At 47.5% G+C, this 13930-nt stretch carries 10 protein-coding genes and 2 tRNA genes; 10 read left to right on the top strand and 2 right to left on the bottom strand.

The features are described 5' to 3' along the window. Positions 1 to 39 precede the first annotated feature (39 nt). The 4 genes from RCH83_RS12640 (at position 40) to RCH83_RS12655 (ending at position 4171) form a co-directional block, all read left to right on the top strand. Positions 40 to 116: transfer RNA gene (locus RCH83_RS12640), tRNA-Arg, on the top strand. A gap of 56 nt (positions 117 to 172) precedes the next feature. Next, a tRNA-Arg gene (locus RCH83_RS12645) sits at positions 173 to 249 on the top strand. Between the two features lie 809 nt (positions 250 to 1058). Next, the gene (locus tag RCH83_RS12650; protein WP_306522624.1) at positions 1059 to 1829 is read left to right on the top strand and encodes a hypothetical protein; all 771 of its coding nucleotides are present in this window, start codon (positions 1059 to 1061) and stop codon (positions 1827 to 1829) included. 305 nt (positions 1830 to 2134) lie between these two features. Continuing rightward, complete coding sequence (locus RCH83_RS12655) at positions 2135 to 4171, top strand: methyl-accepting chemotaxis protein (RefSeq protein WP_306522626.1); 2037 nt, start codon at positions 2135 to 2137, stop codon at positions 4169 to 4171. A 140-nt stretch (positions 4172 to 4311) separates the two neighbouring features. Here RCH83_RS12655 and RCH83_RS12660 read toward each other — a convergent pair whose 3' ends face one another. Beyond that, positions 4312 to 4950, bottom strand: a complete 639-nt coding sequence (locus RCH83_RS12660) for a substrate-binding periplasmic protein (protein ID WP_373689771.1) — start codon at positions 4948 to 4950, stop codon at positions 4312 to 4314. Positions 4951 to 5354: 404 nt separating this feature from the next. Here RCH83_RS12660 and RCH83_RS12665 point away from each other — a divergent pair, with 404 nt between their 5' ends. The 3 genes from RCH83_RS12665 to RCH83_RS12675 are packed head-to-tail and all read left to right on the top strand — an operon-like array spanning position 5355 to position 9069. Further along, positions 5355 to 6434 carry a hypothetical protein gene (locus RCH83_RS12665; protein ID WP_306522630.1) on the top strand — a complete coding sequence of 360 codons (1080 nt, stop codon included), beginning with the start codon at positions 5355 to 5357 and terminating at the stop codon, positions 6432 to 6434. After that, a complete protein-coding gene (locus RCH83_RS12670; RefSeq protein WP_306522632.1) occupies positions 6428 to 6952 on the top strand; it encodes a polysaccharide biosynthesis/export family protein in 525 nt (174 codons plus the stop codon). Before RCH83_RS12665 ends, RCH83_RS12670 begins: the two co-directional genes overlap by 7 nt. After that, complete coding sequence (locus tag RCH83_RS12675) at positions 6952 to 9069, top strand: polysaccharide biosynthesis tyrosine autokinase (protein WP_306522634.1); 2118 nt, start codon at positions 6952 to 6954, stop codon at positions 9067 to 9069. The genes RCH83_RS12670 and RCH83_RS12675 overlap by 1 nt, the downstream gene beginning before the upstream one ends. Before the next feature lie 145 nt (positions 9070 to 9214). Here RCH83_RS12675 and luxS read toward each other — a convergent pair whose 3' ends face one another. Next, positions 9215 to 9727 (bottom strand): S-ribosylhomocysteine lyase, encoded by a 513-nt coding sequence (gene luxS, locus RCH83_RS12680; RefSeq protein ID WP_306522636.1) that lies wholly within the window; start codon positions 9725 to 9727, stop codon positions 9215 to 9217. Between the two features lie 246 nt (positions 9728 to 9973). Between luxS and dnaK the strand changes: the two genes are divergently transcribed. From dnaK to RCH83_RS12695, 3 genes are all read left to right on the top strand, one after another. Then, complete coding sequence (gene dnaK / locus RCH83_RS12685; RefSeq protein ID WP_306522638.1) at positions 9974 to 11875, top strand: molecular chaperone DnaK; 1902 nt, start codon at positions 9974 to 9976, stop codon at positions 11873 to 11875. 106 nt (positions 11876 to 11981) lie between these two features. Continuing rightward, positions 11982 to 13121 carry a molecular chaperone DnaJ gene (dnaJ, locus tag RCH83_RS12690; RefSeq protein ID WP_306522640.1) on the top strand — a complete coding sequence of 380 codons (1140 nt, stop codon included), beginning with the start codon at positions 11982 to 11984 and terminating at the stop codon, positions 13119 to 13121. A gap of 257 nt (positions 13122 to 13378) precedes the next feature. Further along, a partial coding sequence (locus RCH83_RS12695; RefSeq protein ID WP_306522642.1) for a M48 family metallopeptidase occupies positions 13379 to 13930 on the top strand: 552 nt, incomplete at its 3' end.

Here is a 13930-nt window from a genome sequence, read left to right on the forward strand (position 1 = left end):
TCGAATCCCTCTCCCTCCGCCAGTTGTTTTAGATTAGATGGACGCATAGCTCAGCTGGATAGAGTACTCGGCTACGAACCGAGCGGTCGGAGGTTCGAATCCTCCTGCGTCCGCCATCTAAAGCAACATAAGAAGTTACATTGCCGGGTGAAGTAAGAAAAAGTTGTACTACGGACGCATAGCTCAGCTGGATAGAGTACTCGGCTACGAACCGAGCGGTCGGAGGTTCGAATCCTCCTGCGTCCGCCATTAAACCTGCCTTGAGCAGGTTTTTTGTTTTTTGCGTCCCCCGGCCTTTTGCAGAGCAAAAGGCGTGAAAACGGCGCAAGCCAAATTGTTGGCTTGCTTGGATCCGTTTTCACCCATTAAACCTGCCTTGAGCAGGTTTTTTGTTTTCTACATCCCTGTAGAAAATCCCTTCGGGACCAGCTAAAGCTGTCCAAAAACGCTCCGGGCGTTTTTGTGTTTTTGCGCCCCCCGGCCTTTTGCAGAGCAAAAGGCGTGAAAACGGCGCAAGCCAAATTGTTGGCTTGCTTGGATCCGTTTTCACCCATTAAACCTGCCTTGAGCAGGTTTTTTGTTTTCTACAATCCGGCAATCGCCGGAGGTTCATGCGTTCATTCGGCAAGACGCAAAATTGTTTGCGTCTTGAGATCCCGAATTCACCCCTGTAGAAAATCCCTTCGGGACCAGCTTCGCTGTCCACAAAACGGCAGGATAGCCGTTTTGCACAATGTAGTTGCCGAAGGCGAGCTACATGGATGTGGCGAGTGTAAAACGCTCCGGGCGTTTTTGTGTTTTTGCGTCCACCGGCTTCTCGCAAAGCTCGTCGTGTTCATACGGCATGATGCCGGATTGCCTGCATCACGAGAGCCCGTATTCACTCTGCCTGTGAAAATCCTTATTGAACCCATTACAACTGTTTATTGAGTTGCCTGATTTTTGAGCAGCTCTTTCATAACACTTTGTATTTCGAAGATAAAGCTCCTTCATCAACACTTGTGACGCTGCTGCTGTGCCGGTTACACTGCCTTATCAATAGAAAATGGAGTTGATAAATGAAATTGCAGTTCGCCAGCTTGTTGCTGGCCACTTTAGTGTCTGCTTGTGGTGGTTCGGCCAGTTCGGAAGTGGAGTCCGCGGCTTTACCTGATTTGAGTTATCAGCTTGCCATTGAGCTGGTGCTTACAGATGAAGGCTATACCGGCAACACCGGACTGCTGTATGGCGGCAGTTTTCAGCTGTGGCGGAAAAACCAGGCGCTGGCTTTATCCGGCACCGACAATCTGGAAATCCGTAACCCATTAACCCGATTGAGCGAAGCGGCTATTACAAACAACCCCGACACCATGCGCTGTTGTGTGCTAAGCGATGTGATACCGGAAAAAATTACCGAACAGCGGTTACAACGCCCGCAGCTGCAGTTTTGGCGCTTTGGTAATGTCGAAGATAGTTTTATGTTAAGTCTGCCGCCAACTGTACTGTTGCCGGAGTTTCGCTTATTACAGGCGACGGAGTTTGGTTATAAAACAGTTGGCAATGGCACTTTGCATTTTTATTGGGCGGCGGATGATTATCCAACCCAGCTGGTGATTGAGCAGCCAGACGCTCAGTGCCCGGTTGGACAAAATCCGGTACGGCTGGTGCGCAACACCACACAAAATCAGCTGATGATCCCGCAATTTGAACTGGGAGCCTGTAAAAGTAAGCTGTTAAAGGTCAGTTTTAACCGTGTGATGGCGCAAAACTACCGCACCACTATTCAGAATGCCGAAGTGACAGGCACTGTTACCGTCAGTCGAGTGCTGAATTTAACCCTGCCAGAATAAAACCTGCCTGCAAGCCCCGTCGCACAGCATGCTGTTAGCGGGGTTATTGGCTGTTGCCTAACAGCCTTGTCTGATTGCAGTCACAACTGCGCGCCAACTACCGTTATTGGTCTGACCTTTTTGTGGTTTTGTCGCCATTTTTTGTGAAGCTTGCCACCGCTTTTGCCCGCAACTAAAGGCCAGAGGGCGACAGGGCGCGTCCCGGCACAAAACAACCAGGTTTTTGCCTGCCGGCTACGACTTGTGGCTATCTGGATTTCTTCAGAGCCTTGTGTTCTGATGAGGCGCTACTTTTTGGGGGTTGTATGTTGTACACAAAAATAAAATCAATAAAACAAAAGATCTTACTGACAGTTGGCGGTTCTACCGCTGTGCTTTTTGTATTGGCGGCCATTTTTGTGGTCAGTCACCTGGCCAACCAAACCAGGCAGCAGGTAGAGTCTGATGTTGACGCGCTGATGCAAAAGGAAGCTGTGGCGGTCGGGAAGTTTTTTGCAGGCTACGCTCAGGTTGCCCGCACCTTTTTACAGGCACCACAATTTCAGCAATGGTTTGTCAATTATCCGGGCCGCGGCACCGAATTAAATGGTTTAGCAGGTTATGAACAAATTAATCAGACCTTTAAAACAGTCAGCGGTAGCGATGAAGCTATTTTGTCGGCATTTTTTGCCTTAACCCGCTCTGATGAATATTTCCGCGAAGATTCCCGCACCGGTGTTGATAAAGATGGCCCCAATGCCGGTGACGTCACCAAAGGTTATTTTGCCACCCAGCGTCCCTGGTATCAGGAAACGATGAAACACAACACCTACTTTTTAGGTTCTCCTTCCGCCGACTTTACCACCGGTATTGTTTCGGCCGTGGTGGAAGGTCCTGTCTATCTGCCGGATGGCACTCTGTTGGGGGTTGGTGGTGTTGACCTGCATATCAATAAAGTGGGTGATCAGGTAGATACCATTCGTTATCAGGACCAGGGCTTACCATTTTTACTGGACGATAAAGGTCAGATAGTGCATTTCCCGGCGCAGCAGGGTATAGAGTTTAAAACCAATGACGCTATTGCAGATTTTGATGAAAAACTTAAAGAAACTCAGGGTTTTGCAGAGATAGCCGCTGCAGCAAAAAACGGTAAAGCTGGGTTTTTCCCCGTCAGTTTTAATGGCAATAGTTATTATGTTGCCGTGCAACCGGTGAAACTGGACTTCCCTAAAATGGCCTGGCTGGTGGGTATTTTAGTGCCGGCTGAGCTGATTGATGGCCCGATACAGTCGTCTATCAACTGGGCATTAGTGGCGACCCTGCTGATGCTTGGCATTATTACCGCGATGATATTATTAAGCACAGGTTTGATTACCAAACCACTAACCGATTTAACTGCCGCTATGCGTGATATTGCCAGTGGTGATGGCGACTTAACCCGCACTATCGCCATTGATCAACAAGATGAAGTAGGGGCATTGGCAACACACTTTAATACCTTTGTTGGCAAGTTACGCCAGTCTTTGCAAATGACCCGGCAGCAGGCGCATCAGGTGCAAAGTTCCAGCCAGCATCTGAATCAGGTGGCAGCGCTCACCAATCAGGAAATTCAGCAAAGCAAATTGCAGATTGATTCAGTGTCGACAGCTGTGACCGAAATGGCTGCAACAGTGCAGGAAATCAGTCATAACGCCCAATCGACCAGTGACGCTGCTGCACACGCCCAGCAGCAGGGGCAGGACGGCTTTAAGTTGTCTGAACTGGCGGTGCAGGATATGAATGAACTTGACAGCAGTATGCTCGAAGCTGTGCAGGTGGTGATGGGCCTGGCTAAAGAGTCGGAAAATATCGGTACTGTGGTGGATGTGATTAAAGGTATTGCCGAACAAACCAACTTACTGGCGCTAAACGCTGCTATTGAAGCTGCCCGTGCCGGTGAGCAGGGCCGCGGTTTTGCCGTGGTGGCGGACGAAGTACGTTCTTTGGCTGGCCGCACCCGCGACAGCACTGATGATATTCGCCGTATGGTAGAAAAACTGCAGCAAATAGCCAAACAAGCCGAAACCGTGATGGAACGTGGCCGCAGCCAGACAGAAATCAGCACAGAACGGGCGCAGGCGATGCAGCAGGCGTTGTCGGCCATCAGCGAAGCTATAGTGGTGGTGCAGCAGCAAAGTACCCAGATTGCAGTGGCGACTGAACAACAAACCATAGTGGCGGACGATATTAACCGTAGTTTGCATTCAATCACGTCTTTGGTGGATAACACGGCCGGCCATGCAACTGAACTGACCGCAGAAGCGGCATCTCTCAACACTTCGTCCAGTGAACTGCGTCAGGTGGTGGCACAATTTAAAATATAAACCTGACTTCAGCTCTCAATAGTGTTTTATAAAAACCGTCGGTACTACCGGCGGTTTTTTATTATCTATTCAACAGAAACTGCGTGGGTTATGAATGTCGTTTATTGTGAAAAATTTGCAGCGGCAGCTGACGTTGATAATCAGTTTTTATCAATATAAAACTTGAGTTTTTGTGTGATTTTCTCCTGTTGCCGTTGTTGTACCAGATATTGATTAAAACCTGCCAGATAAGGTTGCCATTTGGGATGAAAAGCCACCCGCAGCGCCACCTCGCCAAAGGGTTCAGGTGACTGGTAAAGCTGAATATCAGCCAACTGATGTTGTTGCATCCAGCGCGCTACATGTTCATTAATATAGGCATAATCACAGCGGCCACTTTGTAACATTTTCATCTGTGCCAGTTCACTGGAGGCATCCACCCTGGTTGTTTTGTGGGCTTTGAAAAAAGGTTCCAGCGCCTGATAAATGTAATATTGGCGGGTGCAGACTGTTTTTTCAGGAAGCCAGTTCTGAATAGTGCTGCCTTTGGCAAAAGGCCGCAGTGAAAACAGGTAATCGCGGTGTGGTAATACCATGTCAGAAAATATCAGTTGTTGTGGTTGTGCTGTCCATTCCGGCGCCAGCAACATAGCATCAACATCACCACTGTACAGCCGGTGTTCGGCACCACGGCGGTTATCAACAATAAATTCTATCTGCACCTGTTGATGGCGAAAATGTTCTTCGAGCAGATCAGGCACCAAACCTACAACTTTATTGCTGTGCTGATCCAAATACATATAAGGAGGGACCTGCGGGTAATAAAGCACAAAACGCAGTTTATCCGCTGCAAAAAGGGGAGTGCTTAAACAACAGCCCAGCAGGGTTATATATCGCCATTGAAATCCGAACATCCAACCACTCCATGCCAAGGCGTATTCCTTGTTTGATTATTCTCTGTTCCAGCAACAAGAACAAGAAAAGAATCGCCGATATTTTGCACAAAGTGCTGTGGGGCTTTGCTGCTTTGAAAGTTAATAAAATGAAAAATGTTAAAGTCTTTAACTTTTCACAATTCTCCTTTACTATCGGTTTAACGGAAAAATAAAAACAAAATAAGGATGTTTTACTTTTTTCAAGAGCAAATCCGATGTTTAGGCAGTATCTTTTTGTATTTTCAACGCTTTTTTTGAGTATTCACTGTGTGGCGGCAAATAATGATTGGGAACAGGCCAAACATCAGCTGCGCACTTCAGTGGAGTTTGTTCACAACTCCAATCTTTATTTTCAGCCAGCACCTGCTGTCGCCGATGAAAAAGCAGCTGCAATGTTGCAATACAATTGGCTGGGTTTGTTTGAAGGTTATGGTTTGGCCTTACCTGTTAGTATCAAATCTGGCCGTTATGCCGATGAATCTGTCCTCAATAGCACCGATTATCAGTTGTCTCCCGCGCTGAAATTGTTTCTGTCCGATGCCGCCGATTTAACAGTACAAAGCCACTGGCAACGCGAATTGTTGCTGGCAGGTTCTGGTAAAGCAGAATTTCTGGACGTTTCACAAAAAAGTCTGACCGATGAACAAAAGTTATTACAACTGTCGCTGCAACTCGGGCGCGCACCAGACAAACAAAACCTGAAGCTGAGTGTAGGCCGCATGCTAAATGAGCAGCACAGCCAGACACAACAACTGACAGCACAACAAGCCAACTTCCTCAAAACAGATTACGGCCACAGGCTGAATGAAAACACCAGCTTGTTACTCAACGCGGAAATGCGGCGGGAACAACAAGATCAAACGCCTTCAGAGCTGCAGCAGCTGGGAGCCGGCTGGTCCAGTCGTGTTGGCGGCAGCCAGCAGTTTCAGCTGATTGCCGGTCGTTTTTGGCGCAATACTGCCCAACAACAAAGCAGCGGCAGTTATTGGCAGGTGCAAAATCTGTCGAAGTTATCACAACAATGGCAGTTGGAACTGCTCACCAGCCGCAATTCAGTATTGTCTTACGCCACCGACAGTGTCAGCCAACTGGATACCAGACACAGCGCCAGTTTGGCCTATCAGTGGAACGACGCCCACCAAATCAGTCTGATATTGGCACGTAATCTGGCAAAGCTTGATCAGCAGCAGTTGCAAAGAAGACGACTGGAATTGGCATTTGACTGGCACTGGCAATTGAGCACCAGCTGGCAGCAGCAACTGAAATTGCAAAGAGCCAAAATTGAGCAGCGGCCAGAAGCAGACAAAGTTGCGACCGAGGTGTTCTGGCAAGTGAGCAGGTTATGGTAAGGCTATTGTTATTATGTTGTGTGCTGCTCAGTGCGGCGCTTAACGCCAACACTGTTTCACTGTTGCAGGGTTATCAGTTTGGTCCGGGTGACACTATTAAAATCAGTGTCTATCAGGAGGCCGATTTGTCGGTGACAGCACAAATCAGTCAGCAGGGGTTTATTGATATGCCGCTGCTTGGCAGTGTCAAAATGACCGGACTAACCCAACAGCAGGCCAAAGAACAACTTGAAGCGCTACTGCGGGATGGTTATCTGGTTGCTCCCAGTGTGTCTATTACCATTGATAGTTACCGGCCATTCTTTATTTATGGTGAAGTCCGAAACCCGGGTTCTTATGCTTATCAGCCTGATATTACGCTGGAGCAGGCCATTGCCTTATCCGGTGGTTTGCAGGACAGAGCCTCGCGCCAACAATGGTTTATTCAGCGTGGTGTCGACAAAACCACCTTTGTTGCTCAATCGGACACCGTTATCTTGCCAGGTGACGTGATTAAAATAGATAAGAGTTTTTTTTAATGAGCCACAGCGGTCAGCGCACTCAGACACAAGGCAATGACGTGATTGAACTCAGCGTCATTCTGGCTATTTTGTCTGCGCGGCGCTGGTTGATTGTGTTTATCACTTTGTTGGTTTTTGCCGTGGTCACGTTGATGGTGTCGCAATTGCCTTCGTTATTTCGTGCATCCACCACCCTGATGGTGAAAGGCGTGTTGGCTTCGAATCCGCTGCAGTCTTTGTTGCCGGGCGGCAGTGGCGACAACGACGGACTGGATACCCAGATTAAACTGCTGACTTCAACTCAGTTTGCCCGTGATGTGGTCAGTCAGTTACCGGACGATTTACAGCTGGGTGTGCCGGATGATCTGCGTCGTGACGATGCTCAGGCGTTGTTAGCTGGTTTGACGGTACTTTCAGTGCCTAAAACCACCTTGCTGGAAATTTCTTTTGTACATTACAACCCTTATATTGCCAGTGAAGTGGTGAATCTGGTTGCCAGTCGTTTTATGGCGTATCAGACGGGGCTAATGCAACAACACAGCCATCAGGCCAGTGATTTACTCAGCCAACAACTGAGTCTGGCAAAAACACAGCTGGCACAAGCCGAGCAAAAGTTAGCCTTGTTCCGGCAACAGCATCAAATTATTGATATTGGCAGTGATGTTGATCTGGCTAAACAGGAAATAGTGCAACTTGCGCTGGAAAAAAGAGAGCTGAATCGTCAGGTGCAGGAGCTGGCGGTATTGCTGCAAAAAATCAGCTTACAACAGGATTATCTGCAGCTGAGCAGCATGCCAGAGCTGCGCGCCATCCCGGTGATCGCCAGCTTGCAGCAGCAATTATCAATGTTACAGGCTGAATTTGCCCAGCTGAAACTCAGTTATCTGGCCAAACATCCAAAATATATTGCTGCGGCAAAAAAAATTGAAGTATCGGCAGAACAATTAAAAACCGAAGTGAACAAACTGACAGGTAATTTTAACACCCGCCATGCCGAGCTGTTGTTGTTGTTACAACAAACAGAACAACGTGCCGTGGCGGCCAATCATAAGCTTGAGACTCTGGTTGGTGTCGCGCAGCATCACAAAAAATACGAAGCAGAAATTCAGGCCAGTCTGGCACTGCTCACCACACTGAGTGACAAGATGAAAGAAACTCAGTTACTCAAAGATATCAACAAAACTTCCAGTATTATTGTGGTAGACCCGGCCAATGTGCCTTCCCAGCCCATTGGTCCAAAGCGGCTGTTATTGTCGGTGGCGGCATTTTTAATAGGTTTTATCGGTGCCATTTTTCTGGTGTTGTGTTTGCACTTTTTTGCCGATGTCACCGCTAAATACCGTCAGATAGCAGCCCGTTTTGGTTTTAAGCTGATAGGTGTGGTACCGCAAATCAGGGTGAAAGGCATTGATAAAAATTTGCCGGTTATTCAGCAGTCTGGCAAACAATACACCTTGTATCAGGAATATATCCGTTCTATCCGCACCAATATTTTGCTGGATAAAACTTTGTGTCAGCAAAAGCTGCTGGCCTTTACTTCCATAGCGCCCAACGAAGGTAAATCCAGTATCTGCCTGCAACTTGCCAAGTCTTTTTCTGAGCTGGAGCGGGTTATTGTGATAGACGCAGATTTGCGTTTTCCGGCGCTGGCCGAAGCTTTGGGCGAAAACCCACACAGACCGGGTTTAACCAATCTGCTGGCAAAAACCCATAGTTTTGATAAATGTGTGTTTTTTAGCAAAGAACTGAATGCCGATGTGTTGCCTTCCGGCATCAGGCCAATGAATCCTTTGTTGTTTTTATCTATGCCAAGATTTGAAGCCATCCTCAAAGTGCTGGCGAAAAAATACGACCGCGTCATTATTGAATGCCCGCCTATTTTGTCAGTCAGTGATGCGATGGTGGTGGCCAAATGTGTAGGCAAACTGGAGCTGGTGGTGGATGTGAAAAAAACACCGCTGGTGGATTTTGCCCGTAAGCTGGAATTGCTGGAACAATCCGGTGTTGCATTGGGCGGTATTATTTTAAACCGCGTTAAAAACGACACGTCCAATTATTACGCCACAGCAGCCACCCGCGCCAAACAACCCTCGGCGCTGCAACTGATGCTGCAAAATAATCTAAAAAGAGCCTAACCGGCAAAGCTGCACAGGCTTTTACTACAGCAGGACAGTCAGTAAAAAACTACCTCCTCTGGAGGTAGGCAATAAAAAAGCCCATCTGTTGATGGGCTTTGGTCTGAGTACAGAATATTCGAAACTGGCGAATTTTATGCCGGTGTTAATGACCTTGTTTTAATAAATCAGCTGACAAGGTTAATTCTTCGTTTTTATTAACACCCACACCACGGTCAATGACGTTTTTGGCAATCTCTTTGGCTTCGTCCAAAGAATGCATTTCGTAAGTACCACACTGATAGACATTCAGCTCCGGAATTTCGGACTGTTGTTGTACTTTTAATACATCAGCCATGGCCGCTTTCCAGCTGTCGGCAACACGTTGTTCGTCTGGTGTACCAATCAGGCTCATATAAAAACCGGTGCGACAACCCATAGGGGAAATATCGATAATTTCCACACCATTACCATTTAAATGATCCCGCATAAAACCGGCAAATAAATGCTCCAGCGTATGAATGCCTTTTTCCGACAAAATTTCCTGGTTTGGCACACAAAAACGCAAGTCAAATACAGTGATGGCGTCACCTTTTGGCGTGGTCATGGTTTTGGCAACCCGCACAGCAGGTGCTTTCATAATGGTATGGTCAACAGTAAAGCTATCGAGTAATGGCATCAGGGGCATTCCATAAAAAATTAAAAAACAGATAAAAAGATTATACCCAGCTACGTCCATACAGGCGAACTGGATTTATGTATTTTCCGGCAAGCGACCATGACCAGGCCTTTAACAGGCTGAAAAATCAACTTTTCATGCCAATTTTTAAAAAATTTGCAGGAATAACCTTGAATCGATCAGGGATTAACCCCATTAACCGGTCAACACAATTTTAATTGTTCGAATTTAAGAGCGGAGTACATCATGGGTAGAATTATTGGTATTGACTTAGGTACAACAAACAGCTGTGTGGCCATTTTAGATGGTGACCAACCTCGCGTTATCGAGAACGCTGAAGGTACCAGAACTACACCTTCTATCATTGCTTATGCGGAAGACGGTGAAGTATTAGTTGGTCAGCCAGCTAAACGTCAGGCTGTTACCAACCCAAAAAATACTTTATTTGCGATTAAACGTTTAATCGGCCGTCGTTTTGAAGACGCTGAAGTACAACGTGACATCAAAATCATGCCTTACCAGATTGTCAAAGCTGACAATGGTGACGCCTGGGTTGAAGTCAAAGGCAAAAAATTAGCAGCGCCACAAATTTCAGCTGAAGTGCTGAAAAAAATGAAAAAAACTGCTGAAGATTACCTGGGTGAACCAGTGACTGAAGCTGTTATCACAGTGCCTGCTTATTTTAACGACGCACAACGTCAGGCCACTAAAGATGCCGGTCGTATTGCTGGTTTAGAAGTAAAACGTATTATCAACGAACCAACAGCCGCAGCCCTTGCTTATGGCATGGACAAGAAAAAAGGCGACACCAAAGTTGCAGTGTACGACTTAGGTGGTGGTACTTTTGATATCTCTATTATCGAAATTGATGACGTTGACGGCGAACAAACTTTTGAAGTGTTATCGACCAATGGTGACACCCACTTAGGTGGTGAAGACTTCGACTCACGCGTCATTAACTACTTAGTTGACGAGTTCAAAAAAGAGCAGGGCATTGACCTGCGTAACGACCCACTGGCGATGCAACGCTTAAAAGAAGCCGGTGAAAAAGCCAAAATTGAACTGTCATCAGCGTCACAAACCGAAGTGAACCTGCCGTACATCACTGCTGATGCCACAGGTCCAAAACACTTAAACATCAAAGTAACCCGCGCCAAGCTGGAATCTCTGGTGGAAGATTTAATTCAGCGCACTATTGAGCCGCTGAAACAAGCATTAAAAGACGCTGGTTTGTCTGTTGGTGAAATCAACGACATTATTCTGGTCGGCGGTCAAACGCGGATGCCAAAAGTACAGGAAGCAGTAACAGCTTTCTTTGGCAAAGAACCACGTAAAGACGTGAACCCGGACGAAGCTGTTGCCGTTGGTGCTGCTATTCAGGGCGCGGTATTGTCAGGTGATGTAACTGACGTATTACTGTTAGACGTCACACCATTGTCTTTAGGTATCGAGACTATGGGTAGCGTAATGACAGCTCTGATTGAGAAAAACACGACTATTCCAACCAAGAAATCACAAACTTTCTCTACTGCCGATGATAATCAGGCAGCGGTAACTATCCACGTACTGCAAGGTGAGCGTAAACAAGCTTCTGCCAACAAGTCGTTGGGTCAGTTTAACTTAGAAGGTATTCGCCCGGCCCGCCGTGGTGAACCACAAATTGAAGTGACTTTTGACTTAGACGCCGACGGTATTTTGCATGTGTCTGCCAAAGATAAAGACACCGGCAAAGAGCAAAAAATCACCATTAAAGCTTCTTCAGGTTTAACAGATGAAGAAGTGGAACGTATGGTGCGTGATGCTGAACTGAACGCTGAAGAAGACAAAAAGTTTGAAGAGTTAGTGCAAACGCGCAACCAGGCTGACGCTTTAGTGCATGCCACCCGCAAGCAAGTGGAAGAAGCAGGTGCCAACTTAGCCACTAACGACAAACAAGAGATTGAAGCTGCTATCAGCGCGCTGGAAGGCGTGATCAAAGGCAGCGACAAAGCTGAAATTGAAGCCAAAACTCAGGCGTTACTGCAGGCAGCACAAAAACTGCAAGCTGCTGGCGAGCAAGGTCAGGCCAACCCAGGTTCAGCTGACAATGCCAAAAATGCCGGCGACGACGTGGTTGACGCTGAGTTTGAAGAAGTTAAAGACAAATAATGATTGTTCAGACGGGGTCGTATCATTAAGATGCGACTTCTACTGGCTTGACACTAGAGCGACCGCCCCGGCGGTCGTTTGTCTATCCCCAACATGAAGCAGCATTATGTCAAAGCGTGATTATTATGAAGTGCTCGGTGTTGCCAAAGGCGCCGACGACAAAGAAATCAAAAAGGCTTATAAGCGCCTCGCGATGAAATATCACCCTGATCGCACTCAGGGTGATAAAGCGATGGAAGAGAAATTTAAAGAAGTACAGGAAGCGTACGAAATTCTGTCGGATGATCAGAAAAAAGCCGCTTACGACCAATATGGCCATGCCGGTGTGGATCCAAACCGCGGTGCCGGTGGTTTTGGTGGTGGCAATGCTGATTTTGGCGACATTTTTGGTGACGTATTCGGCGACATTTTTGGTGGCGGCCGTCGTGGTGGTGGCCAGTCCCGCGCTCAGCGTGGCTCCGACTTACGCTACAACCTGGAAATGAGTTTAGAAGACGCTGTGCGTGGCAAGTCGGTCGACATTAAGGTGCCAACCTGGGTCGGTTGTGACAGCTGTGACGGTTCAGGCGCGAAAAAAGGCACTCAGGCCAAGTCTTGCCCAACCTGTCATGGTGCAGGTCAGGTGACAATGCGTCAGGGCTTTTTTGCTGTGCAACAAACCTGTCCTACCTGTAATGGCCGCGGCAAAATTATTCCGGATCCATGCAGCAAATGTCATGGTGATGGCCGTGTCGAAAAAACCAAAACTCTGGCCGTTAAAATTCCGGCCGGTGTTGACACCGGTGACCGTATCCGTTTAACCGGTGAAGGTGAAGCGGGTATGCACGGCGCGCCGTCGGGCGATTTGTATGTGCAGGTGCATGTGAAAGATCACCCGATTTTTGTACGGGACGGCAACAACCTGTCTTGTGAAGTGCCAATCAGTTTCAGCATTGCCGCTTTGGGTGGTGAAATTGATGTGCCAACGCTGGATGGTCGTGTGAAGCTGAAAATTCCGGCTGAAACCCAAACCGATAAAATGTTCCGTTTGCGTGGCAAAGGCGTGCAGTCGGTGCGGGGTGGTGGTGTTGGCGATTTGGTCTGTAAAGTGGTGGTGGAAACGCCGGTCAACTTATCAGACAAACAAAAAGACTTATTGCGTCAGCTCGATGAAAGCTGGGGCGGTGAAAGTGAAGCGCGGCACAGACCTAAATCCAAAGGCTTTTTTGATGGTGTAAAAAAGTTTTTTGATGATTTAACAGGTTAATACCAAATACCGCCAGCTTCTGCTGGCGGTGTTGTTTTAATGATATACCCTTCATCCTTGTCGCAGTGGGGCTGTGTTCGTTCACCGGAGCGCCAGCGTTGGTCTGTCACATAGTGGACTATGCTTCGGGTCGGACTGGCGCTCCAGATCCACTCGCTTGCCGCGCTGTATATAGTAACCTGTGTGCAACGCCAATGATTTTGGGTATATGCTGGCTCACAGTACTTGTAGCCTTAAAGAGCAGAAAAAGGATCCTTATGTTCAAATCTTCCAATATATTCCTGACCAAACTGGCAGTGGCAGTCACAACCATGTTGATGTTAGGCTCTTGCGCCGAGTCGCCAACAGGGCGGCCGCAGCTGATGTTGTTTGATAACAGTCAGGTGAGCAAACTGGGTATTCAGACTTTTGAAGAGCTGAAAACCAAAACACCCATAAGCAAAGATAAAAAAGCCAATCAGTATGTGCAGTGTGTGGCGCAGGCTGTGCTTAAGGCAACACCACAAAAATACCAAAGCAACCCATGGGAAATCGTGGTGTTTGAAAGTGATCAGGTGAACGCTTTTGCTTTGCCTGGTGGCAAAATTGGCGTCTACACAGGTTTATTGCTGGTGGCAGAAAACCAGCATCAGTTGGCAGCAGTGATAGGCCATGAAATTGCCCACGTGATGGCAGGCCATTCTAACGAGCGTTTATCCAGCAATCAGGCGGTGCAAGCCACTTTAGGCGTTGCCGATGTAGCGCTCAGCGCTATGAATACCCGCTATAAAGCCGAACTGTCCAGTGCCTTTGGTTTGGGTGCTCAGGTG

It is taken from the genome of Rheinheimera sp., assembly GCF_030824435.1.
Lineage (GTDB): Bacteria > Pseudomonadota > Gammaproteobacteria > Enterobacterales > Alteromonadaceae > Pararheinheimera.

What these genes read in the sequence shown, in the direction of transcription:
- RCH83_RS12650 (WP_306522624.1), top strand. Translation starts at nt 1,059, where the DNA reads ATGAAATTGCAGTTCGCCAGCTTGTTGCTGGCCACTTTAGTGTCTGCT.
- RCH83_RS12655 (WP_306522626.1), top strand. Translation starts at nt 2,135, where the DNA reads ATGTTGTACACAAAAATAAAATCAATAAAACAAAAGATCTTACTGACA.
- RCH83_RS12660 (WP_373689771.1), bottom strand. Translation starts at nt 4,950, where the DNA reads ATGTATTTGGATCAGCACAGCAATAAAGTTGTAGGTTTGGTGCCTGAT.
- RCH83_RS12670 (WP_306522632.1), top strand. Translation starts at nt 6,428, where the DNA reads ATGGTAAGGCTATTGTTATTATGTTGTGTGCTGCTCAGTGCGGCGCTT.
- RCH83_RS12675 (WP_306522634.1), top strand. Translation starts at nt 6,952, where the DNA reads ATGAGCCACAGCGGTCAGCGCACTCAGACACAAGGCAATGACGTGATT.
- luxS (WP_306522636.1), bottom strand. Translation starts at nt 9,727, where the DNA reads ATGCCATTACTCGATAGCTTTACTGTTGACCATACCATTATGAAAGCA.
- dnaK (WP_306522638.1), top strand. Translation starts at nt 9,974, where the DNA reads ATGGGTAGAATTATTGGTATTGACTTAGGTACAACAAACAGCTGTGTG.
- dnaJ (WP_306522640.1), top strand. Translation starts at nt 11,982, where the DNA reads ATGTCAAAGCGTGATTATTATGAAGTGCTCGGTGTTGCCAAAGGCGCC.